We start from the raw sequence: 24,445 nt of genomic DNA, 5'->3' as shown, positions 1-24,445 counted from the left end.
TAATGACGATGCCTCAACACCTAAAGTATATACGTTTACAAGTAATAGCAGCTCAAGTCGCTCCCTTTTTAACAACGAAAAAGAACTCACTCATAAAGGTATGGGAGAGTTTATTTGTAGCCAAGTTCCAAACAGCTTTATTGCTGAAAAGTTAACCAAAGAAAAAGCGGACTTTTTAACGCCATTTATTGAGCTTAATGCATCTGATAACTTTGAACTAATTGAACAATATTTTAAAGCGTTGGTAAAACAAAATAACCTCAATGTTATTGAGCCCAAAAACAACGATGCTATTTATGCTGAATTTGAAAACGAAGCCGGCTTTGCATTCCCAGCTATACTAAAATCGTTTTTGACACTCCATGATGGTGTCGAAAATACAGCATTTATGGATGCTCAACGCATTTTAAAAGAGTGGCGCGACTGGCAGTCTATTTATAATGAATGGACTCAAGAAGAGTTATGCGACACCGATAGTGAAAACAATGTAAAAACCTTACCTATGTATTTTACCCCTTATTGGGTGCCATTTTTTAATCTGGGAGGAGGGAATTTTATAGCATTGGATTTTGCACCAAATACCAAAGGCACATCAGGTCAAGTAATATCATTTGGCGCAGATGAACAAAGTGCCATTTACGAGGCTGAAACGTTAAGTGAGTTTCTAAAAGGCTTTATTACTGCAGATAGCTCTGAATAACTTCATCTGAATAACTTCAATAGCTTAAGAACTTACTTTAATAGCACTTACCTGAAGTAAAAAAGCGCTCTTATGATTACTTTAAGAGCGTTTATTTAATTTACTAGACACTTAAATTACGTTCAAAGTTTACAATATCAACACCGGCTTTTACTTTATATAACTGCGCTAAGCGCCCGCCAGATTTAACTTTTTCACCCAGTGTTTCAAACATGTCAGCAGCTTCAATACGTCTAATTATACTTTTACGCTGAACAGGTTTACCTATAATGGTTTCAATGACTGACTTAAATTGCCCTACGGTAAAATGCTCTGGCAAACAATAAACCGGCGCCATTGAGTACAACGCTTTTTGTTTTAAACGCGCTTTAGCTTGTTCAATAATATACTTGTGATCAAAAGCCACTGGTAAATCATTAACTTGTTCAACATCAATCCACTTCGCATCATCAACTGTTTCTATGTGGGTTGATACTTGCGCCTCTGCAATTAATGCAAAGTACACCAAAGTGACACTAAACCCTCTCGGATCTCGATTAATGCCAGAATATGTTTGTAACTGCTCTAAATATTGAGGCGCTACACTGGTTTTTTCTTTAAGTTTTCTAAGCGCAGTCATACTCACGCTATCGTCAATATCTACGTCGACAAACCCACCTGGTAGTCCCCATCGACCAGAAAAAGGTTCGTTCGCTCGCTTAACCATCAGTACTTTTAGAGCGTCATTCTTAACAGTAAATAACACACTGTCGACTGTAAATAATGGGTTTTTGTATTCGGTAATATCGTAATGATTAGTCATTGCATACCCATGCAAGGTTAATGTCTTAGTGACACAATAGATTAAACACATCTCAATTTCAACCTACAGTAAAATTACAGACAATACACAAGTTCAGCTAGTTAGTTTAAAAAATAACTTGATTACTATAGGAACATTTGATAATTTAATTGTGTCGCTAGGACACAAACATTAAAAGGACAAAAAATGAAAGTATTTAGCTATGACTCAACAGGAAGTAAATCGTTAGTTGATTATGAAAATTTCACTTTTTCTGGTGGTGAAGAGCATATCAGATTTAACGCCGCTAATTTTTCAGGCTCTATAAAAATAGAGATTTTTGAACGACTAACCACCTCTTCAAAAATGGTTAGATTAATGATTGCTGTAGATGCGTTAAAAAGATTAACAAATGACAGCACGCCTATCGAACTTGTTATTCCCTACTTTCCTTATGCACGCCAAGACCGTGTTTGCGTTGAAGGAGAAGCTTTAGGCGCTGCTGTTATGGCTAACTTTATTAATAGCTTAAATTTTTCAAAGGTTACTATTTGGGATGCCCATAGCGATGTATCCCCAGCTTTAATTAATAAGGTAACCAATGTTGAACAAATTTCGTTACTTGAGCGCTCTGAAGAACTAAGCCAAAGACTCTTGCAAGGCGAATTAACACTCATCTCTCCAGATGCGGGAGCAAGTAAAAAAACCATTAAAATTTCAGAAAAGTTCAATGGCGTACCTGAGGTTATACAAGCTCAAAAAGTGAGGAACTTAAAAACAGGCGAAATAATTAAAACCGAAATTATTGGCGATGTTAAAGGTAAAAGCGTGCTTATTGCCGATGATATTTGTGACGGCGGAAGAACCTTTATCGAACTTGCCAAGGTACTAAAAAGTAATGGCGCGGTTGAAATTTCTCTTTTTATTACTCACGGTATTTTTTCAAAGGGGCTTGATGTTTTTGAGGGCCTGATAGACCGTATTTATACAACAGATTCGTTTAAACCGGCTAATGAGTTTAAAAATAGTAACACTATTAGTTTACAAATAATTGAGATGTAAGGAAAACACCATGACTATTACAGCTGCAAGTATGCAAAAAGATGTTTATAAAGAATTCCATAGCCGCGCTTATCATCCTGACGTAAGTGAGGTTTATGCAAACTTCACATCAAGAAGCGGAAAACTTAGCAATATAGAAAATAACGATAAAGTTGCGTTTGTTGGCCTTCAATACTTTATTAAAAGTTATCTTTTAGAAGAATGGAGTGAGTTTTTTAAAGCTGATAAAGAAACCGCAGTTGCTAATCACAAACGTATTATGAGCTCAATGCTTGGCTATACAGTTGATGTAAAGTATTTAGAAGACTTACACGATTTAGGTTACTTGCCATTAAAAATTAAAGCATTACCGGAAGGAACGCTAGTCCCTTATTTAGTACCTCCTATGACGATAGTAAATACTAAAGCTGGCTTTCAATGGTTAACAAATATGATTGAAACAGTATTGAGCTGTGAAAACTGGCCAATACAAACCAGTACTACAACTTCTGTTGCATATTTAAAAGTATTCAAAGAATTTGCACAAAAAACAGGAATGCCTATGGAATTTGTGCCGTTTCAAGGGCATGACTTTAGCTTTAGAGGTATGTTTGGCAAACACGCTGCGGCAATGAGTGGCTTTGGCCATCTAGCATCAGGGCTGGTAGGCACAGATACCATTCCCGCTGTTTTATTTGCAGAAAAATATTACGGAGCAAATGTAGATAAAGAGCTAGTTGGCAGCTCTGTTGATGCAACTGAACACTCGGTTACCTGCTCATGGATTATGGAAGGTGAAATAGAGTTTTTTAAGTACTTAATGAAAGAGCAATCACCAAAAGGGATTTTAAGTGTTGTATCTGACACATGGGATTTTTGGACACTTGTTACTGACTACTTGCCTCAGTTAAAAAGCGAAATAATGGCGCGCGATGGCACCCTAGTTATACGCCCTGACTCAGGCGACCCTGTTAAAGTATTAACGGGCTACAAAGTTTCACCGGTATCTGATTACAAAGAGTTATTTGAAACACAAAAAGAGGCTGAAAAAGAGGCTATTCTAAATGGCTTTGAGGCATATCGCTTTAACGGTCAATATTATGGACTTGAAGATAACAACACCATTGAACTGATGGAATGTGAAGTTAAAGGACTTATAGAATGCCTATGGGATATATTTGGCGGTACAACAACATCAAAAGGTTATAAACTGCTTGATGATCATATTGGCGCTATTTACGGCGACGCAATAACACTAATCCGTCAGCGCCAAATTTTACAACGCCTCATGGATAAAGGGTTTGCATCAAAAGTAGTGCTTGGTATTGGCTCTTACAGCTACCAATACGTAACACGTGATACGCATGGTTCTGCTGTAAAAGCAACTAGCGTAGTTAAAGCTGGTGAACGTTTGGCTATTTTTAAAGATCCAAAAACTGACTCAAAGAAAAAGTCGGCAAAAGGACTCTTAAAAATAGACAGAGTAAATAACGAGCTCACCTTATTTGATGATGTAACTGAACAAGAAGAGGCAAAAGGGTTATTGGAAGTCGTATTTGAAGACGGTAAAATAGTTAAAGAAACCACCCTTAGTGAAATAAGAAACTTAATAGATAAACAAATTTAGGGCTTATCTGTATTAAGTTGATGCCTTAAAAATTTATTACGGACCCACTAATTTAAAAGCCGCTGTAGTAATACTACGGCTTTTTAATTTGTAATAGATACAAGATCATCAGACCGTGCTGGCCTTTGAAGATTGAAAATCATTCAATCTAACGATAATTTAATTGCCCTTTAGCAGAGTCTTTCGGGCACTGCACGTTTGAAATTTATAAGTTGCTATCGCAAGTTTGTAAAAAGTAACTAAACAACACAAGTCCAGTATGACCTAGTACTATTTACCTTTGTTAACACCAACACGCTGCCGTAAATTTAACCTCGAAAGGTTAACACTCGCTAGTTATGCGTCTTGCTCTTGATTTGTTATATTCCCAATTCGATTATTTAACTCTTCGTCACTAACATCTTCTTTATGTGTACCAATGATCCATATATGACCAAATGGGTCTTGTAGTGTGCCGGTCCTATCACCATAAAACTGATCATGTACGGGTCTTATTTCTGTTGCACCAAGCTCAATTGCTTTTTTAAACACGGTATCAACATCTTCAACATAAAGCATAAGGCTTAGCGCTGTACCACCGAGTTCTTTTGGGTTTTTTAAATGCTCTTCAGAACCATTATCTGAAAGCATAATATGCGAATCACCAATTATTATTTCTGCATGGGCTATTCCACCATCAGGTAAAGGCATCTGCATTACATGTTCAGCACTAAATGCATCACAATAAAAATCTATCGCTTTTTGTGCGTCATTCATAATTAAATAAGGTGTAACGGAATGAAACCCTTTTGGTATTGCTGAGACTGCCATAATATTCTCCTTTACTTACGCTGTGATTTTTAATATTTAATTAACTAAATATGCGTTTAATTGCCCCTAAATTTAAGCTTAGCTCATACAAAAAATTGCGTTACTTTTCGAGGTTTAAACGCTTATGCCAAGCAGCAATACTTTCATCAGGGTATTCTTCAAACTGCTTGTCACCTTCATTAATGGGCGCATTTACCCAATTTGCTTTACTACCAAGCATTAAATGAGTGCGCTCTGGCGGTATGGGTAACTCACTATCTATTGCACCAGCAAAGGGGTGAACTTGCTCAGGCCAACGTGCATCGTATAACCACAAGTTAGCACTACAATGCTTACAAAAATGACGCTCTGCAGGGCTGATTTTATCGCCTATTTTTGCATGATAAATAGTTATGTGTTCACGCCCTGTAACCTCAAGCGTGCTGTATTGCGCGTTTAAATTAATAACAAACCCGCCGCTCCCTGCGGTTTTACGGCATATAGAGCAGTAACATAAATTGTAAGGATAAGGGTGTTTTGAGTTGACCGTAAATACCACTTTGCCACAGTGACAAGCGCCATTAAGCTTCATAATATATCCAATATTTATTGTTGGCTTGAACTAATACCTTAACTAGGTGAGCTAAAAAAACCACAACAATTACATGCTGTGGTTTTTTAATTATTGAGCTTACTAACGCGCCCAATATCTTAAATTACGCAATGTATTTATAAATTTATCGGCTGAATGTGCCTCTAAATCTATCCAACCATCATCTGCTTTTCCATCAAGGCCTGCCGCTTTAAATAAAGGCTTAGCCTCATTTGTAAAGCCTATAAATTTCATATGTGCATACGCATCACTTACAAAGTCTTTAGCTTCTGCTATGGCAGCTAGTTTTTTAGCTCCATCTTCGGTGGTGAGTACAAGTACCGCATCGTATAAAACCGATGGACCACCATTAATAACCTGATCAGCTTTAAAGTGCTTACCTTTACTGCATTTAGCACCGCCAACTTGCGGGGCAATAATTTCAAAGTTTGCACCTTCACTTTTAAGTGCATTGGTAACCGAATTGAAAATTTCTGCATTAAAGCCATCACTTACTAAAATACCTAATTTACGGCCTTTGAAGGTGTTGGGCGCATTTTTCAAAATACTTAACGCATCAGATACAGGTAAGTCTTTACGTGTCGGCATAGCAGCTTCTGCCGGATCTGGCATTTCTTGCAAGCCAAGTCCTTCGGCAACTTTATTTGCGAGGGTTTCGTCAATATTTAACAAGTGCGATACCAAACGTTCTCGTATTGGCAAATGCTCAACTTTAGACAGCTCAAACACGTACGCAGATTGAATATGCGCCTGCTCTACCTCTGTTTGACTTAAATAAAATTGACGAGCTTGACTGTAATGATCGCTGAATGTTTCTGAGCGATAACGCAGTTTATCACCGCCACTTACTTCAGGTTCCTTTGAGCTTTTAAAGCCATGTACTGGGCATTCGCGCGGGTTGTTTTCGTCGCCGCTCCATGAGTTTGGCTCATAATTAACACGCCCTTTTGGATTGTGCATTGCCATGTGGCCATCTTGCTGAAAATGACGCATTGGACATTTAGGCGCATTGACCGGAATATGCGTAAAGTTAGGACCACCTAAACGCTTGGTTTGAGTATCTAAGTATGAAAAGTTACGACCTTGCAGTAGCGGGTCAGGTGTAAAGTCGAGCCCCGGTACAATGTTTTGAGTACAAAATGCTACTTGCTCTGTTTCTGCAAAAAAGTTGTCTACAACACGGTCAAGCACCATACGACCAACAATTTGCACTGGTACTTGCTCTTCAGGTATAAGCTTGGTGGCATCAAAAACATCAAATTCAAATTCATCAGCAAATTGCTGATCAAACACCTGTACACCTAGTTCCCACTCAGGGAAGTCGCCGTTGCCAATAGATTCCCACATGTCTCTGCGATGAAAATCAGGGTCCGCGCCGTTTAGCTTAAGTGCTTCGTTCCATACTACAGATTGCATTCCGCCTTTTGGTTTCCAATGAAATTTAACAAATTTCTCATCACCTTTGGCATTAATAAATTTAAAGGTATGAACACCAAAACCTTCCATAAAGCGTAAAGAGCGTGGAATAGCTCTATCAGACATTGCCCACATAACCATGTGCATTGACTCAGGTGACAAACTCACAAAGTCCCAAAAGTTATCATGTGCTGTTTGCGCCTGCGGAAAACCACGATCAGGCTCGGCTTTAGCGCTATGAATTAAATCAGGAAACTTCATTGCATCCTGAATAAAGAATACCGGTATATTGTTACCCACTAAATCCCAGTTTCCTTCTTGGGTATAAAATTTTACCGCAAAACCGCGTACATCACGTGCTAAATCTGGTGATCCTTTATTACCTGCAACCGTAGAGAAGCGAGTAAACACAGGCGTTTTTTCACCTTTTCGCTGAAAAATATCTGCACAGGTTAAATCTTCAAGCGTGTCGTAAGTTTCAAAATATCCGTGTGCACCATAGCCTCTAGCGTGCACTACACGCTCAGGAATGCGTTCATGATCAAAGTGAAAGATCTTCTCGCGCATTATGTGATCTTCTAATAATCCGGGGCCACGTTTGCCCGCACGTAATGAGTTTTGATCGTCACTTACAGGGCAGCCCTGCGCGGTGGTCATGGTAGGGTGTTCATCCGACGCTTTTTGATGCAATTCGCCGCCATGCCCTTTATTACCTGAGTATTTAAATGATTCAGCCATGTTTAGTCCTTCATACAGTTTGATTTAATGGGTCAATAGTTTTTATGAGCTTTAAAGCTAAAAGCGACTATGCAAATGCAAAATAAAGACCAGCCATCCAACCTAGTAAAAAAGGGCTGTACAGATAACAATGTAGTATTTGAGATGATTTATAAAAGAAAAAGTTACACAGGTATGTAACTTTTTCACACAAAAAAGAGCACTTAAAAGTGCTCTTAGGTTTATGCATTTTTAAATTTAGTTAATCTTTACTCTCGTTAACTAAAATAACTTTACGATGTGGGAAAGGTATTTCAATGTTGTTTTCATCAAGTGCTTTTTTAATTAACTCTGGCACAGTGTAAAGAATATCGAAGTAATGCTCGCCCTTACAAAATGGCCTTACTAAAAAGTCTACTGAGCTGTTGTTAAGTGTTTCTACTTCAACAAAAGGAGCTGGATCTTTTAGTATGTGTGGGTGCGCTGCAAGTACCCCATCTATAACTTTACGTACAGCCGTTGTATCTTCACCGTAAGCAACACCAAAATGCATATCTACACCACGAATTGGATGATGTGAATGGTTTATAATTTGCGCGCCCCAAATTTGACTATTTGGTATAATAACCTGTTGATTATCGAACGTTTGTAAAATAGTAGTAAACATATCTACTTCTGTTACTTTACCAAAACGCCCTGCAGCCTCAATAAAGTCATTCACTTTATAAGGTCTAAATATTAGCAACATAACGCCTGCGGCAAGGTTCGACATTGCACCTTGTAACGCCAAGCCTATAGCAAGTCCCGCAGCACCGAGTAAAGCAATAATAGAGGCTGTTTGTACACCAAAGCGATTTAACACAGCAATAATAACGAACGCTAATATGATGTAGCGAGCCATGCTGCCTAAAAAGCGAAAAAGCGTATCGTCAAGATGAGTGTATTTATGACACAAGCCAATAATTAAATTGCGTACTTTGCCCGCTAACCATAAGCCCGCAAGTAAAATTGCAATTGCTAGTAATATGTTGGTTGCCCACGTAATTGCAGCGGGTAAATATTGATTAATATCAATGTTGTTTATTATGTCTTCCATTGTTTTTCCTGTTTTAAAACTTTTAGCTAGTTTTGCTATGCCAAGCGCAATAGTTTAACAAAAAATTAACTAAAGTACGAATATAGGAGTATTTTAAAACATAACGAAAGAGCGTTCCCCTCAAAACATGTCATCGCTCATGTAAATCTTTCAACACATAATTTTGCTTTACCCCTTGGTTTATAGCTTAAATAATTAAACTTTAACTAGTTCATAAATAAAGCTAATACCCGAGATAACCCTCGGTTAACTCTCTTAATTTTCTAATTATTGCTGGCACTCATCTATAAATTTACCGATAATCTCACCTAAGCGCGCATATATTGGCGAGACATCACAATTGGATGAAATTAAAACAAAGGATTATTATGAAAAATTACTCAATTTTATTTACAGCGGTAGCACTTACTGTACTTGCTGGTTGTTCAACATCTGTTCAGTAAGAGACTTTGAACAAAACCCTATTCCGCAAACATCAACAATTACCAACAGTGAAGCTGACGTAGAAAAAAGTATTCTAAAGGCATGTATTCAGCTTGGTTGGAAGTGTACGCCTTTGAGTGAAGGTAAAATAAAAGGTGTACTGGATATTCGCACACATCAATTAACTGTCGATATTGCGTATGACAAAACGGCATACTCAATCAACTATAAAGACTCTATTAACTTAAACTACAACGGCAAAAAAATTCACCGCCAATATGTTAATTGGGTATCAAACCTAATACGCCATATAGATGCTGAAATGATTTAGCAGCGCGTTAACCTGCTTTACATATTATAAAAAACACTAAATATGAATAATAAAAGTGGAGAAGTTACCTATAGCTTCTCCATTTTTTAGTTGAGATTTAAACAGTAATAATTACGTCAAAAATATTGCTAACTTTCAACCAGCTAAAAGTCAAAAGGTACCAAACCTTATACTATTAGTAAGAGTACTCTCCCATCTTTCCACTCTTTAATGAATGAGTAATTTTTTACTTATCCCCCTTCGTAAAAGCATATTTTATATCTTGCTATAACGCAGTTTGGCTCATATAGTCAGCAAATTATCACACCTTATTTTGAACATCTTTGTTTATGAAATCTTCTGCTAGTGATTTTGGTACTTTATTAGGTTATGCACCTGGTAATGTTGCTGTTTACTCATCTGATTATGATACGGCTGATGAAAGCATTTATCCTAATCGTAGCGCCTATCGTAGTTACCTAGACGGTATTTACATGGGCTATAAATGGCAATGCGTTGAATTTTCCCGTAGATGGATGTACCTCAATCATGGTTATATTTTTGATGACATAGCCATGGCTTACGATATTTTTGAGCTGCGTTCAGTGCGCGATGTAAATAGCCAAAACAGATTGCCACTAAACGCGTTTAAAAATGGTGCTAAACATCACCCTCAAGTAGGTAGTTTACTTATATGGGAAGAAGGCGGCGAGTTTGAAGAAACAGGTCATGTTGCTGTCATTGTTGAAGTGCATGAAGATAAAATACGTCTTGCTGAGCAAAATGTAAGGCATCAAATATGGCCAACAAATCAAAACTGGTGCCGTGAACTAAAAGCAAAAGTAACTAAAGATGGCGACTATTGGATTGAGTGCTCTTACAGCGACGCCACTATTTTAGGTTGGATGACACAAACTGATGAAACAGAATATGCTGAGCCAACGTTTGAGCTAAACACTGACTTATTTACTATAGAAGCCCATAAAGCAGCAGATACAGGCCAAGCAAACAAGTCATGGTTAAATATTGCGAATGACGATGAAGCTGCCTACGTAGAAATGATGCAAGGCCATAAACTTACATCCGTAGATGAGGATCAGCATAATTACTTTGCAATATCTCAAACGGCGCAGCAAAGCATTGAGCATGCAACAAATGAGCTGCATGGCTTATTTATGCATGCAACCGACTATGTATTGCAGCACCCTGAGTTATTAGAAAAGTTTAATTTACCCGATGTTGTGCTTAATAAAATTCGCCAATCGTGGGATAACCGCTTAAACCAATTAATTACCAGCCGGTTTGACTTTGCCTTAACAGCAGCAGGTTTAAAAGTTTACGAATACAATTGCGATTCGGCATCGTGTTACATGGAAAGCGGCAAAGTTCAGGGAAAGTGGGCAAAACACTTTAGTGTTAAAACAGGTGTAGATGCAGGCCAAAATTTATTTAAAGATCTCGTAAAAGCATGGCGAAAAAGTGAGGTAAAAGGTCTTGTTCATATTCTGCAAGATGATGAACCAGAAGAACATTACCACGCATTATTTATGAAAGAAGCTATTGAAGCCGCAGGCTTTGAATGTAAGCTAGTAATTGGCTTAAGCACACTTCGCTGGAATGAGTCAGGCAACATAGTAGATACTGATGGCGCACAACTGAGTTACGTATGGAAAACCTGGTCGTGGGAAACCGCACTTGATCAAATTCGTGAAGAATGCGAAGCCGACCAATCATTAGGTGATAACTTTGAACCACAATTCAAAGCTGGTGAAACGCCACGCTTAGTCGATGTATTACTGCGTAAAAATGTCATGGTGTTTGAACCGCTGTGGACATTAATTCCAAGTAACAAGGCTATTTTGCCAATACTGTGGAGCTTATTCCCTAATCATAAATATTTACTTAATACCGCGTTTGAGCTTAACGACGAGTTATTACAATCCGGTTATGTAGTTAAACCAATAGTAGGACGCTGTGGCGCTAATATTCAACTTATTGATGAGCAGCAGCAAGTTATAGAAAAAACAATGGGGCACTTTGCAGAGCAAGACCAAATATACCAACAACTATTTGCACTGCCTAAAGTAGACGACTACTTTGTACAAATATGTAGTTTTACAGCCGCCGGTAAATACTCTGGTGGTGGCGTGCGTGTTGATAAAAGCATGATCATAAACGGTCATAGCGATTGTATGGCGCTGCGTATTAAATAATAAACAATACTAAGCCCGCAATTTGCTGCGGGCTTAAGTTTGTGTAGCCCTTCCCTCTTTTAAGTTTTATAGCTATCTCAAGCAAGTTACTCCTGTTAGAGTAAATTTATTAAACACCACAAATTAAGGTATTTCATGGCGAATCAATTTAATGTACTCGGCACACGCTTAAAACTATGTTGCGGTAATGGTGGCTACACACGTGAAGGGTTTTGTTATGTACCAGAATCAGATCTTGGCAATCACAGTGTGTGTGCAATTATGACTGATGAATTTTTACAATTTTCAAAATCACAAGGTAACGATTTAATAAGCCCGAACCCTCTTTACGATTTCGAAGGTTTAAAAGCCGGTGATAAATGGTGCTTGTGTGCAGTAAGATGGCTTCATGCTATTTCAGCAAACGTTGCGCCACCAGTGGTGCTTGAGGCTACAAATAAAAAATCATTAGAAATAGTGCCGCTCGATGTTTTAAAAGCGCACGAATACATAGCCAACGTTTAAATACACCTAAGAGTAACTAAATCGAAGTCTGCATATTTTACAAATATATGCAGGCTTTTCAAAAACCCAATCTCCTCTGCAGCCTTAGAAACCTTAATTTAAAATATAACCAATTGTTTTTGAATCACTTTTCAAATAAAGCAACTTACGGCATAACAGTTGCTTCATTAAGTTTAAGTCATGCTCATAACGCAACATATTATATGAGCAACACATTACTTAATGTAGGAGAAATTATGAGTAACAATAACGAATCAAACAAAACAACTAAATTTACCGCGCCAGGTATGAGTGACGAATCAGCCCAAAAAACAATAGCTACCCTCGATAACCGCATGGTTGCATTGATAGACTTACAACTAACTTTAAAGCATATTCACTGGAACGTAGTGGGACCTAATTTTATTGGCGTACATGAAATGATAGACCCGCAAGTAGACATTGTACGCGAAATGACAGATACAATTGCAGAGCGAATTGCGACTCTTGGTGCAGTACCTGTTGGCACACCAAAATCAATTGTAGATCGCCGTACTTGGGACGAATACTCAGTAGGCAAAGGCCTAGTAACCGAACATTTGGCTGCGCTTGATAAAGTATATAATGGCGTTAATGCCGATCACCGCAAAGCGATTGAGACTCTTTCTGAGCTAGATCCGGTCTCTGAAGATATGATCACCAGCCAACTAGCCGATTTAGAGCAATTTCAGTGGTTCATACGAGCACATTTAGAATCATCTACAGGCGAATTACAAAGCTAATACATCTAAAGTAAGAAAGCCCAGCATTGTTATGCTGGGCTTTTTTTTGCGTAAAAATCTATTTATCGCTACCTAGCTTACCGCCCCACCCCAGCTAGTACAAAATCAATATAAAAACAATAGAAAATTGGTATTACCAAAATGATTTTTAATTATTTTAACCTCTCCACTATTTCGCAAATTTATAAATCATTTAGAACTTTTAATGGTCGCTCTTCCAATTCAATATCACTTAAAAAGCAAACTAAACACGTATAAAAGTACGACATAAAATTTCAAAATAGTACTAACAAATGTATTAAATAGTACAAATAATATATAAAAATGCCTTTGGTAAAGATACTTCAATAAAATTCATTCAAAATACAAAAAATAAAAACACCCTATAAGCCATTAAATTTATTAAATATAAGAAAAATAAAAGAGGTTTTTGTAATACACATTGTGAAATTTTGGTAAACAAAGGTTGTAAATAAAGTTGAATTGGATTAATTTCAACCATACCACCTGTATGACACACTACAGGAAAGAAACAGTTAAATTGGTTAACCAAGCCAAGTAACAACACACACACACAATGACGCAAGTCGTACCCAAACGGGAGAGATACATGAAACTCAATCAAATTACTTCAACATTAATTAATAAGCATAAAAGAAGTAGCTCTACAACAATCAGTGCCGCAGCCCTTTTATTAATGGCTTCTTCAAATATTGCAGCGCAAGAGGCTCCCGCAGCTTCAGAAACGGCAGCTGCAGACATTGAAGTTATTGAAGTAAAAGGCATGCTAGGCAGTATGAAAGCCGCCGCTATGCTTAAGCGTACTGACGGACGTATTGTAGATGCGATTGTTGCTGAAGACATTGGTAAGTTACCAGATAATAATATTGCAGAAGCGTTGCAACGTATTACTGGCGTATCTATTAATACCGATTTTGGTGTGGGTGACAGTGTTTCGATTCGTGGCTTACCTCAAAACCGTGTTGAATTAAATGGTCGCTCTACTATTGGTGACTCTCGTGACGGCATTAGCTTGCAAGATTACCCATCAAGCTTCTTAAAAACAGTAGAAGTAGTTAAGTCTCCTACTGCCGATATGATTGAGGGTGCATTAGGCGGAACAGTTAGTTTAAAGACAGTTCGCCCATTAGAGTTAGATAAACTAACTGGCGCAGTTTCATTAGATGGCGAATACGCTGATAAAACAGAAAATGTAGCTCCTATTTTTAGTGGTTCAATTGGTAACAACTGGGACTTTGATGAAATGGGTACCTTTGGTGCCATTGCTATGTTTTCATTCCAAGATCGCGAAATTCGCCAAGATGAAACATCTAGCCGTGTTAAACCTCAAGATATCGAAATTAATGGCCAAGAAGGTAATACACCTAGTGGCAACGCTATCGTAAGAGACGAGCACAGTGTTGAACAATACGTAGAGCAGCGTAAACGAACTGCTGTAAATTTATCTCTTCAATGGGCACCACAATCTGGTAATGGCATGGTGTATCTTGATTTAAGCGGCACAAAGCGCTCAGGTGAACAAGCTGGTAACTCTATTTTAGGTGTCGCAGGTTCACTATCAACAGATGCAAATACAACTCAAGATGCTAACGGCGTAAATAATTACACGTTAACAAACGAGTTTGGTATTCCTAAAACATACAGTGACTTTCGTGAAACTGACTCGTTTTCAAATGCACTTGGTGCAGAGTGGAACCTTACTGACAGTATCAAAATCTCAGGTGAAATTGCGGTAGCATCATCAGAAAGCGTAAGACCTGATTCTGAATTTACACTTCGCCCAATCGAAAAATCAACATTTGAAGCAAGTGGTGGAACTCAGCTAACAAATCATTTATATGATGGTGCATTTTCTCAAGACGGTAATAAATTACCAAGCATCATTCATTCAGATCCTAATGCATTTACTAACCCACAAAACTTAGCACTTCGTACGTTTAAAAGTGAAGATAGAAGAACAGACAATGACGAAACAGCTATTCGTTTTGATGTTGAAATGTTTGAGCCACTCAGCAGCTTAAGCTGGGTATCTAAAGTAAAAGCGGGTGTACGTGTTACTAACCGCGATTACGAATATGAGCAATACAAAGTAGAAATTAAAGACATTTATAAAAATGCATTTAACGACTCAGACGGTTCGTTAGCCACTTTATGGGTTGATGACTACAACGCTGCTTTTTCAAATAGCTTTACAACAGTTAGCCACGACAACTCATTTGACCAATTAGGTCATTCGGGACAAAACGACCTACTAACCTTTTTAAGCTACAACGGTTTATCTAACCCGGCCAATACTTACGCTCAGCTTCAGCAGTTACTTGCAGGTACTAACCTAGCGTCAACAGGTAGTCTTTCAGATAACCAAGAGTTCCAAGAAAGCGCATACCGCAACGTAGTTGAAGATACTGCTGCCGTGTATATATCAGCCTACTTAGACTTTGATAACATCACTGCAATTGTGGGTGGTCGTTATGTAACTACAGATTTAGAATCAAGCGTATTTCTTAATGGCGAAAAAGTAACTGGCGACAATGACTACAGCGACTTTTTACCAAGCTTAAACGTAACGTATAACTACTCAGACGAAACATTATTCCGCTTTGCTGCTGCAAAAGTTATGCGCCGCGCTGACTTTAGCGAACTAAGCCCTGCATTTGACGTTAATAACGACATTACAGGTGCAACGCAAGGCTCTATTGATTTAGAACCATATCGTGCAACGCAATACGACTTATCTGTAGAGCATTACTTTGACCAAGGTAACGTAATTTCTTTCGCAGTATTTTATAAAGATGTTGAATCTTTCTTAAGTAACGAAAGTAGCTGTGTAGCTGCATCAAGCACTTCAACAGGTCAAAACGTAACTCAATGGAACCAAGTATGTCAGCTTGACGTTGCAGGTGTTTCACAAGATAACCTAGTTTACTCGGATGCAACTGACTTCCCAGTAGATGCTGATGGCTTTAACCATGTAGCAGGCTTACGTGACGCAGGACTAACGGGTATCGATACTGTTAAAAATGTAAACGGTGAAAACGGCTCAGTACAAGGCTTTGAAGTTGGTTATCAACAGTTCTTTACAGACCTACCTGGTGCATTTTCTGGCTTAGGCATTAACGCAAACTACACATACGCAGACAGCGAGCAACCAAACGGTAACCCGTTATTAGATATTTCTAAAAATACGTATAACTTACAAGTATTTTGGGAATACGAAGGTTTCTCTACTCGTCTAGCTTATAACTACCGTGACAGTTTCTTAGATACTGAAAACGAGAAACGTGTAGAAAATATTAACTCAGACGGCAGTATTTCAGCAGAAGGTACTGTTTACGGTAATAACTACCGTGACGACAGAGGCCAGTTAGACTTCTCTGCAAGCTGGGATATTAACGAAAACGTGACCTTAGTAGGTAATGCGACCAACTTAACGGGTGAGCCTTCTATTTACCTATCTGAACTAGGTGGTGCTTGGAAGTACACTGAAGCGGATCGCCGTTACAGCTTTGGTATTCGCGCTAAATTTTAATTTTCCCTAGAAACTAAAGCCTGCTTTTATGCAGGCTTTTTTACGCCTATAAAAAAGTGGCTTTATATTACGTAAAAAACACTCCCACCTAGCTATACTTATTTGAATATTAAATTTACTATCAAAGCGTTACTACTATTAACAGGAAAGGTTGAAGTGCTGTCGCGTTTATATAATTTTATGCCGGGTTTAGATACATTGCTGCACTACGAGCGACAATGGTTTGCTGATGATGTAAGAGCGGCGCTATCGGTAGCTGCCGTAGCTTTACCTGTTGCCATTGCTTACGCACAACTAACCGGTGTTAACGCCGCCGTAGGGTTATATTCTTGCATACTGCCAATGATGCTATATGCTCTTTTTGGCTCTTCCAAACAACTAATAGTTGGCCCTGATGCCGCCACCTGCGCCGTTATTGCAGCCGTAGTAACCCCTCTTGCTGCAGGTGACAGCTTTAAACATTGGCAACTTGTTGTCACCATGACCGCTATGACCGGCTTTTGGTGTTTTATAGCTAGTAAATTTAAGTTAGGCGTATTAGCCGACTTTTTATCTAAACCTATTTTAATGGGCTTATTAAACGGCGTAGCCATCACTATTATTGTTGGTCAATTTTCTAAAGTATTCGGTTTTACCTTTGACGAGCGCTACCTACTTGAACGCCTAGGTGGTGTACCCACGTACCTAGCGCAAACACATGTTCCCACCTTGTTAATGGCCTTGTTCACATTGGCGGTTTACTTTGCCATGAAACGCATAAAACCCACGTGGCCTGCATCTATGTTTGCCATTGCTTTTGGTGCGCTTTTAGTATGGATTTTTGATTTAAAACAGCTTGATATAAAAACTATTGGTACCGTAACTGGCGGGCTTCCCGTTTTTAATACCCCTGTTTTTGATTTAGGGATTATTCGTGAGCTGGTGGTACCCGCACTTAACTTAGCCATCGTGAGCTTTGTTAGTATGATGCTAACTGCCCGCAGCTTTGCTGCTAAAAATGGCTACGACATAGACGCCGATAAAGAATTTAGAGCGTTGGGTATTGCCAATATAGCGTCAGCTCTTTCGCAAGGTTTTGCCGTCAGTGGCGCCGACTCACGCACCGCGGTTAACGATGCAACAGGTGGTAAAACACAGTTAGTATCAATAATTGCAGCAGCTATTATTGCGCTCATAGCTGTATTTTTAACAGCCCCACTTGAATTTATTCCAAGCGCAGCGCTAGGTATTGTACTTATTATTGCCTCTGTACACTTACTCGATTTAAAAGCTGTTTGGCAATTAAAACGAAAAGACAAACAGGCATTTTATCTCGCCTCAGCCACCTTACTTGCGGTGTTATTTATTGGCGTTATACCAGGGATCACACTTGCTGTATTACTAGGGTTATTTCAATTTATTCGCACTGTTATGCGTCCAACAGACAACATATTAGGCGTAGATGTTAACGGTGTAGTAAGAAGTTTAGACGCCACAGATAAAGCAAAAGCAGTGCAAGGCGTGTTTATCTATCGCTTTAATTCACCTTTAACTTATTTTAATGCCAGCTACTTTAAACGCAGATTACTTGAGCAATACGCAAGACAAAAAGACGATACACAATGCGTAATAATTGATGCAGTACCTTGCTTTACTCACTTAGATTTAAGTGTAATGGCCATGCTTGCCGATCTCGACGTTATATTTAAAAAGCGCGATATAAGGCTTGAACTTGCAGGTAGAAAACGCCAACTACTTTCGTGGTTTGATATTGCAGGAATGAAGTCAGGAAAAGAAGGTATATATATTCACTCCGATCTATATGTTGCGCTACAAAAAAATAGTGTAAGCCAGCCTACCGACGAAGTTGCCTTATTTGAAGCTCATACCAATTAGGAAGAATTAGCCGTGTTGTAAATTATAAACGGCAATAAAATAAAAAAGAGTAACTGTATTTTATGATTAGTTAAACAGCTAAGCCCCCTGATTGCCCTGTAAGTTATTTTCAATTCACTACATAAGCTATTTAATGGGCTAAAATAACTAAATTCTTAACAGGCTTCTGATATTGAAGTCACATCAATAGAGCAGCTAAGTTATAATACGGTTTAACCAACAACACTACTATACAACCTTGTTGGTTAAATTATTATGTCAATTAGCATTATAAAGTCGTCGATATTGATACAGCGTGTGGCTGCATAAGATCTTTTGCTTTTTCCATTTTCTCGTGGGAATCGGTATGTACAACAATCGCCCACAGACCCGAGCGAGTTGCTTCTCTTATATTATTGATCAAATCATCGTGATCTGGCCTTAACGAAAAAGCTCCAGCAATTAGTAAACCAACAAAAGTACAAAGAATACCTATCGAAACATATGTTTCTAGGATGTGTTGTTGTAAAAATTCAAACTCTAATAAAAAGAGTATACTGGCAATAATCACACCAACAACAAGACCAACTACGGCAAATACTAAGTGTGATTTCAACATAGTTTTAGCAATTTTTTTATCTTCAGGCTCAACCTTTTCATCGTAATGTTGATCGTGAGGTGGAATTAGCCTTATGCTTTGTTTTACAAAATTCTCGTCATTATTTAAAATATCAAAGGTTGCTTTAGCTTTATGTTCGCTGTCAAAAATACCACCCACTTTAGTGGCTTTATCTCCACTGCTTATATTCGCTTTCATGGCTATTATCTCCGCATTAAATAAATAGTGGTTTAGTAAAACTACTAACACTAATTAATAAAAATTATTGATAATTGAAAATACGACTAATAAATTCACTTTATCATCATAAAAGCAGTTGCAAGACTAACACCAACTTGATTGACGAGTAATAACTCAACTCCCAAAGTAAATAAGCTTACGTGTAAATTAGAGGTGGAGGGGTTATCCTTTGTTTTTTAATACTTTTAGTACCTATTTAAATTCATCGATTATTCTAACCTTATTATTTTTGTTGCGAACTCTGCACTACAATAATTAATGTCCATATAAATCACCGTGTAGAATATACAAAAAATATTTCAAACCTCGAAGCAACTAAAAAGTAATAATTCAGTATCGCCTTGTTGATAAGCCTAGCTATCAACAAGGTGTTAAATTAATAGCATACCCTCGGAGTCAAGTTTGAGGATATATGGCTTTAAGTTAGCCTAAATAATTTGTATTTGAATACTTATAACTTCATGAAGGCCCGTTTTTTATTTCTTTGGATCTATGCTTAAATTACTGTGGATGAACCATGTGTTCAACCTCATGCCAGTTAATTTAGCAATCACTTTAATCACATAAAAGAAAATACCAATCATTGCCGACCTCGACGTTATATTTAAAAAGCGCGATATAAGGCTTGAACTTGCAGGCAGAAAACGCCAGTTACTTTCATGGTTTGAAATTGCCGGTATGAAGTCAGGAACAGAGGGCATATACATTCACTCAGACCTATACATCGCCCTAAAAAGAAATAGCGTAAGCCAGCATACAGAGGAAGTTAATTTATTCGTGGCAGATGAAAATAAAGAGGCGCTCACACATCCATAAAATACTAAACAGCAGATCAGCTAGCTGATCTGCTTATTGTATTGAGTACTTTTTTATACTTTTGGATAGTTTGAAGGAAAAAACGCTTTTTTAGCATCTTCATCAAACTCTTTTTTAAAGGCTATATCAGTACCAATCACGCGTGCACGTGCAACTGCTGGGCGACTATCAATGCTTTCAAACCAACGCTTAAGATTTGGATACGGTGCTAAACCCTCTTCACCCAATACAACCGGTGCTTTATCAATCCAGCCCCATGCAGATACATCAGCAATGGTGTACGTATCACCCACAATAAAGTCACGACCTTCAAGGTGAGTATCAAGTACTTCGTAATGGCGCTGCGCTTCACGTAAATAACGATTAACCGCGTAATCAAGCCCTTCTGGCGCCATGTGTCTAAAGTGTACACTTTGCCCTGAATACGGACCTAAACCAGATGCGATAAACATTAACCACGACAGCATTTCAGCGCGGTCCTCGCCCTTGCCTTCAAGCTTCCCATACTTTTCAGAAAGGTACATTAAAATAGCATTCGAATCGAACACACGTGTTTCACCATCAACAATTGCTGGCGCTTTAGCGTTTGGATTAATTGCTTTAAATTCAGGTGTATGTTGCTCACCTTTTAAAGTATCAAGAGGAACAAGTTCAAACGGTAAGCCTGTTTCTTCTAAAAAGAGTGCAACCTTCATTGGGTTAGGAGTATGGTGAAAATAAAATTTAATCATGTAAAGTTCCTCAATAATTGAGCAACGATTAAAGCACAACTTGAGCGGGTGTTCAAATTAAGTTTTAACTAAGTAAAATACACAGTTAAAACGTGATTTAATTGTGAGTATTTCGTGATACTTCAATCTTAAAAATTACTTATGCTAAAGAAAAATAAACTTTTGTATGAAGTAATATGCTTAAAAATCAATTGCAGAAGCAACAAACTAAAAGTATGGCAAGTATTAGCACTACTCATATTTGGCCCATTAAATAAAAAGCCGATATTGAGCAACGCTCAATATCGGCTTTATTAATCATTTAATTTTGTCTAAATTAGTCGGCTAAAGTTGGAACTGTAATAGGAATTACAACCCTTCTTACAACTGCGCTACCATCACCTCTTATCCAAAGTATCACTTCGTAATTTAATTCCTCAAGAGAGGCATTTTTAATCCCTTTCAAATTAATTTCAAAGGTCACTTCTTCATTTGGTTTAACGTTCTCAATTAATACAGGGGTAATAGTTTCAACCCACTGCTCTCCTGAAATCACTTCAATTGAGAGATCGATTTCTTTTAAAGCCTCATCAAGAGCTGAAGAAATAGCCGCTGCAATTTCGTTACTATCATACGACAATAAAAATGTTTGTCCTTTGGTAGCTAACACAATTGAATCTAAATCATCTGTAGCTAAGCCAATTGAGCCGCTTTGCAATCCAAATACCGTCACACCTTTTTCTTGTAATACATTGATGACCTCAGTTTTGCCCGCACCCGGGTAATTCTCATCTATATCTGAATCATGAAATGGCGCGTCTGTCGCTAATAAAATAACTTTTAAAGCACCTTCACGCCAACCAATATTCATAGGTTCAATATCACCTAAACTAGTATAATTTCCATCGTTGTCTATATCTCTACCAGCTCCAGTTACAGCTTGGTACAAACCTTCTAACTGTGATTCTTGATAATCATTACCTGAATAAATGGTTAAATTATTGATTCCTGTTTTTGCGGCATCTATATCTGTAGTCACCGACTGTAATAAATAGAACGCTTCATCACCATCGTATTCATGGCCGTAACCATCAATAGGAAAGTCTGAAAAAGCAGAAACCCCAAAAGCAACATTAATTCCACGACCAGATAAGTTTTCTAATATATTGTCAGCTTGCTCTTTTAAGCTGACTATATCATCAGTATAACTACCGCTAACATCAATTAAAAACATGACATCAATTGCTGTCACAGTAGTTTCAGGTAAGGTAAAGCTTAACTGCGAAGTAGTTTTATCCCCTTTAGATAAAGCAATTGGTGCCTTAACATCTAAAACAGAATCAACAGTTAAATCGGCTGTTTGTATTGCAGAGTGAATATTTAGTAACTGCGTAGGACCGGTTGTGCCTAGAGCTTTTGACTCTTCAGAAAGCGTTAAATTAGAAGATGTAGCAACTAAAATATCTTTAATCTCTGCTGCTTTTAATGAACTATTAATTCCTTTCACAATCCCTGCAGAGCCTGTTACTAAAGCAGCTGAAAATGATGTACCTACGCCTAAGCTACCATCAGTATTCCCCCACCCCATTTGATCACCAGGAGCCGCAATATTTACGACGTTACCCATACGTGTAAAATCAGTTTCTTTATCATCTGCATCTGTTGCCGCTACAATCAATGTATTTGTTTGCCAAGCATCTTGGGCGATATCATTGATATCAACTAAAAGTTGATCATCATTTTTTTCACAGTTATTACCAGCCGAATAAACTAGTAATACATCTTTTTCTTTTGCGTATTCCACTAAGTTAGTTTGTTGTAGACGCCAAATTCTATTACTTTTTAATCTAACTTGTGAGTCGTCAGCACAAGTGCTTGTATCACCCCAAGATATATTTACAATGCTCGCACCGTTATCTATAGTCGCCTTAGTTCCTGCTATTAAATCTGTTATATAAGTTTTAATAGGAGATTCAGATGAACACTCTTCAGTAGTTGATCCATCCTTACAACGCTTAACATAAATATCGGTATGTATTAAGTTGGCACTGTGATCAACACCATACACTGCACTGCCTTCACTCGTGTTATGTCCAGCAATAAAGCTAGATACCCACAACCCATGAGAACTATCAGTTTCTGTATCATCACCTTCAACAACACCAAATTGGCCATTCTCTTGTGCGCGTAGACGAGTTAAGCGAGAGCTTTCAATGCTAATTTGTCCTGCACCTATACCGGTATCAACAACACCTAATGCCACTGGCGCTAAAGTACGTTCTTGTAATGCATCCCATGCTTTATCTGCGGCTACAGCTTTAACCCAATAATCTCCAGAAAAAAGAGGCTCATCAGTGCTTTCCTCTGCAATATATTGTATTACAGTGTTTTTATTTTTGATTACATGATTATAATTACTAATCAGACTTAAGTTTTTTGACTCTATAACAGTATTTAAACCTGCATGCCTAACGCCGCCCATTTCCCCAATTTTTGTTATCAAGCTATTTTCAGAAGCGCCTTCTCTAACTCTTATCTGTAATACTTTTAATGCATCATCAAAACTTGCGATTCCAGCATCATTATTACTAATCTCATCAAAAACAGCTTCTAATTCAGCTTCTGTAACATCATCGTTTAAATGTACTAATACTTCATTCAGCGCTGCCTCAACGGTTTGCCCATCTATAACAATATTTTCACTACCACCAGGTATAGACATAACACTTGCGGCAACATTAGTCACATCAACAAAAACACTACTTGTAGCTGTTTGACCATCATTATCTGTCACTGTTAAGCCAAAAGTTAACGTTGTATCAAAATCAACTTCTGGAGCAATAAATTTTAAAGAATCATTGGTTAAGTTATCAATTTCAATGATAATGCCGTCAGTTTGTTGCCAAGCATACGACACTATTGAGCCATTAGAATCTTCTGCTATGCTTGTAATTTCTACTTCTGTATTTTCTTCAACAGTGACTCTTTCGTTTAAGCTCAATGTTGGTTCTACTAGTACATTTTTAATAGTAATTGAAATAGAGTCAGATGCAGTCAAACCACCATCATCAGTAGCAACTAATTCAAATACAACAACTTGCTCTTCATCTACTTCTGGCGCTGTAAAAGAAAGGGTGCTTGTATCTAAGCCGCTAAGCTCTAAATCAATCCCAGAGGTTTGCTGCCATGCATAGCTTGCTATTGTACCGGTTGAGTCTTCAGCTGTTCCTGTAAATGAAATAGATTGATTTTCATCTACGATAAGGTCAGCTCCTGCATTTACTGAAGGTGCTGTATTGGCTACTACTTTAGGTGTTTCACTAGTACTAGATGGGTCTTTATCACTGCCACACGCAGTTAAAATAGAGGTTGCGATTAAACACAATGCAAAGCACTTTGTCTTTTTCATTTAATAAATCCTTTTGAAATTTACTGATTTTTAGTAAATCAAACATCCGTTTAAAACTAAAATCGGGTGTTTTGACCCAATAAAAAGTTATACTGAAACCATATTTTAACTAAATGACACTTAAAGGCAACAATTAAAAACCAAATAAAACAACAGGATAGCAACTTAAGCAACACAATACCGTACCACTTATCAGAACAATAAAAAAATAAAACACAAATAATTAACTTAATTAAAATAATAAAACGAAGCGATA

General features: G+C 37.8%; 17 protein-coding genes and 1 pseudogene. 10 read left to right on the top strand and 8 right to left on the bottom strand.

All coding sequences use genetic code 11. From position 1 onward, the window contains the following. Positions 1 to 700: SMI1/KNR4 family protein (locus H5090_RS19850; protein ID WP_182696552.1), on the top strand; the 700-nt coding region annotated here is incomplete at its 5' end. A 103-nt stretch (positions 701 to 803) separates the two neighbouring features. Here the strand turns inward: H5090_RS19850 and H5090_RS19845 are convergent. After that, positions 804 to 1,502: an NUDIX domain-containing protein gene (locus H5090_RS19845; protein WP_182693191.1), complete on the bottom strand. Its 699-nt coding sequence runs from the start codon at positions 1,500 to 1,502 to the stop codon at positions 804 to 806. A gap of 186 nt (positions 1,503 to 1,688) precedes the next feature. Here H5090_RS19845 and prs point away from each other — a divergent pair, with 186 nt between their 5' ends. Further along, positions 1,689 to 2,543 carry a ribose-phosphate diphosphokinase gene (gene prs / locus H5090_RS19840; protein ID WP_182696551.1) on the top strand — a complete coding sequence of 285 codons (855 nt, stop codon included), beginning with the start codon at positions 1,689 to 1,691 and terminating at the stop codon, positions 2,541 to 2,543. 10 nt (positions 2,544 to 2,553) lie between these two features. Beyond that, positions 2,554 to 4,149, top strand: coding sequence for a nicotinate phosphoribosyltransferase (locus H5090_RS19835; RefSeq protein ID WP_182693193.1), 1,596 nt, complete (start codon positions 2,554 to 2,556; stop codon positions 4,147 to 4,149). Between the two features lie 336 nt (positions 4,150 to 4,485). Here H5090_RS19835 and H5090_RS19830 read toward each other — a convergent pair whose 3' ends face one another. The 4 genes from H5090_RS19830 to H5090_RS19815 all read right to left on the bottom strand — a co-directional run bounded on the left by H5090_RS19830 (position 4,486) and on the right by H5090_RS19815 (position 8,780). Further along, on the bottom strand, positions 4,486 to 4,959 hold the full coding sequence (locus tag H5090_RS19830; RefSeq protein WP_182673298.1) for a VOC family protein: 474 nt from the start codon (positions 4,957 to 4,959) through the stop codon (positions 4,486 to 4,488). A gap of 100 nt (positions 4,960 to 5,059) precedes the next feature. After that, positions 5,060 to 5,530, bottom strand: a complete 471-nt coding sequence (locus H5090_RS19825) for a GFA family protein (RefSeq protein ID WP_058154198.1) — start codon at positions 5,528 to 5,530, stop codon at positions 5,060 to 5,062. 102 nt (positions 5,531 to 5,632) lie between these two features. Then, entirely contained in the window at positions 5,633 to 7,705 is a 2,073-nt protein-coding gene (locus tag H5090_RS19820; RefSeq protein ID WP_182696550.1) for a catalase, read from the bottom strand. 241 nt (positions 7,706 to 7,946) lie between these two features. Further along, positions 7,947 to 8,780 (bottom strand): mechanosensitive ion channel family protein, encoded by an 834-nt coding sequence (locus H5090_RS19815; RefSeq protein ID WP_002958062.1) that lies wholly within the window; start codon positions 8,778 to 8,780, stop codon positions 7,947 to 7,949. A 340-nt stretch (positions 8,781 to 9,120) separates the two neighbouring features. Here H5090_RS19815 and H5090_RS19810 point away from each other — a divergent pair, with 340 nt between their 5' ends. The 6 genes from H5090_RS19810 to H5090_RS19785 all read left to right on the top strand — a co-directional run bounded on the left by H5090_RS19810 (position 9,121) and on the right by H5090_RS19785 (position 18,416). Then, positions 9,121 to 9,534, top strand: coding sequence for a hypothetical protein (locus H5090_RS19810; RefSeq protein WP_259395146.1), 414 nt, complete (start codon positions 9,121 to 9,123; stop codon positions 9,532 to 9,534). Positions 9,535 to 9,863: 329 nt separating this feature from the next. Then, a complete protein-coding gene (gene gss, locus H5090_RS19805; protein WP_182696549.1) occupies positions 9,864 to 11,726 on the top strand; it encodes a bifunctional glutathionylspermidine amidase/synthase in 1,863 nt (620 codons plus the stop codon). Positions 11,727 to 11,861: 135 nt separating this feature from the next. Beyond that, complete coding sequence (locus H5090_RS19800) at positions 11,862 to 12,230, top strand: DUF2237 family protein (RefSeq protein WP_024605487.1); 369 nt, start codon at positions 11,862 to 11,864, stop codon at positions 12,228 to 12,230. Positions 12,231 to 12,466: 236 nt separating this feature from the next. Then, complete coding sequence (gene dps / locus H5090_RS19795; protein WP_024595435.1) at positions 12,467 to 12,991, top strand: DNA starvation/stationary phase protection protein Dps; 525 nt, start codon at positions 12,467 to 12,469, stop codon at positions 12,989 to 12,991. Between the two features lie 610 nt (positions 12,992 to 13,601). Next, entirely contained in the window at positions 13,602 to 16,541 is a 2,940-nt protein-coding gene (locus tag H5090_RS19790) for a TonB-dependent receptor (RefSeq protein WP_182696548.1), read from the top strand. 156 nt (positions 16,542 to 16,697) lie between these two features. Further along, positions 16,698 to 18,416, top strand: coding sequence for a SulP family inorganic anion transporter (locus H5090_RS19785; protein ID WP_182696553.1), 1,719 nt, complete (start codon positions 16,698 to 16,700; stop codon positions 18,414 to 18,416). Positions 18,417 to 18,684: 268 nt separating this feature from the next. On the opposite strand, the gene H5090_RS19780 is transcribed toward H5090_RS19785, so the two are convergent. Then, on the bottom strand, positions 18,685 to 19,212 hold the full coding sequence (locus H5090_RS19780) for a hypothetical protein (RefSeq protein ID WP_182693385.1): 528 nt from the start codon (positions 19,210 to 19,212) through the stop codon (positions 18,685 to 18,687). 621 nt (positions 19,213 to 19,833) lie between these two features. Here H5090_RS19780 and H5090_RS20940 point away from each other — a divergent pair. Next, a pseudogene (locus H5090_RS20940) lies at positions 19,834 to 20,070 on the top strand (sodium-independent anion transporter); the annotation flags it as partial. A gap of 53 nt (positions 20,071 to 20,123) precedes the next feature. Here the strand turns inward: H5090_RS20940 and H5090_RS19775 are convergent. After that, the gene (locus tag H5090_RS19775) at positions 20,124 to 20,801 is read right to left on the bottom strand and encodes a glutathione S-transferase family protein (protein ID WP_182696547.1); all 678 of its coding nucleotides are present in this window, start codon (positions 20,799 to 20,801) and stop codon (positions 20,124 to 20,126) included. A gap of 316 nt (positions 20,802 to 21,117) precedes the next feature. Further along, positions 21,118 to 24,189, bottom strand: a complete 3,072-nt coding sequence (locus H5090_RS19770) for a PKD domain-containing protein (protein ID WP_182696546.1) — start codon at positions 24,187 to 24,189, stop codon at positions 21,118 to 21,120. Positions 24,190 to 24,445: the final 256 nt, after the last annotated feature.

It is taken from the genome of Pseudoalteromonas sp. SR43-5, assembly GCF_014163835.1.
GTDB lineage: Bacteria > Pseudomonadota > Gammaproteobacteria > Enterobacterales > Alteromonadaceae > Pseudoalteromonas > Pseudoalteromonas distincta.
Note: the sequence above shows the minus strand (reverse complement) of the source record. Positions and strands in the feature narration are given on the sequence as shown.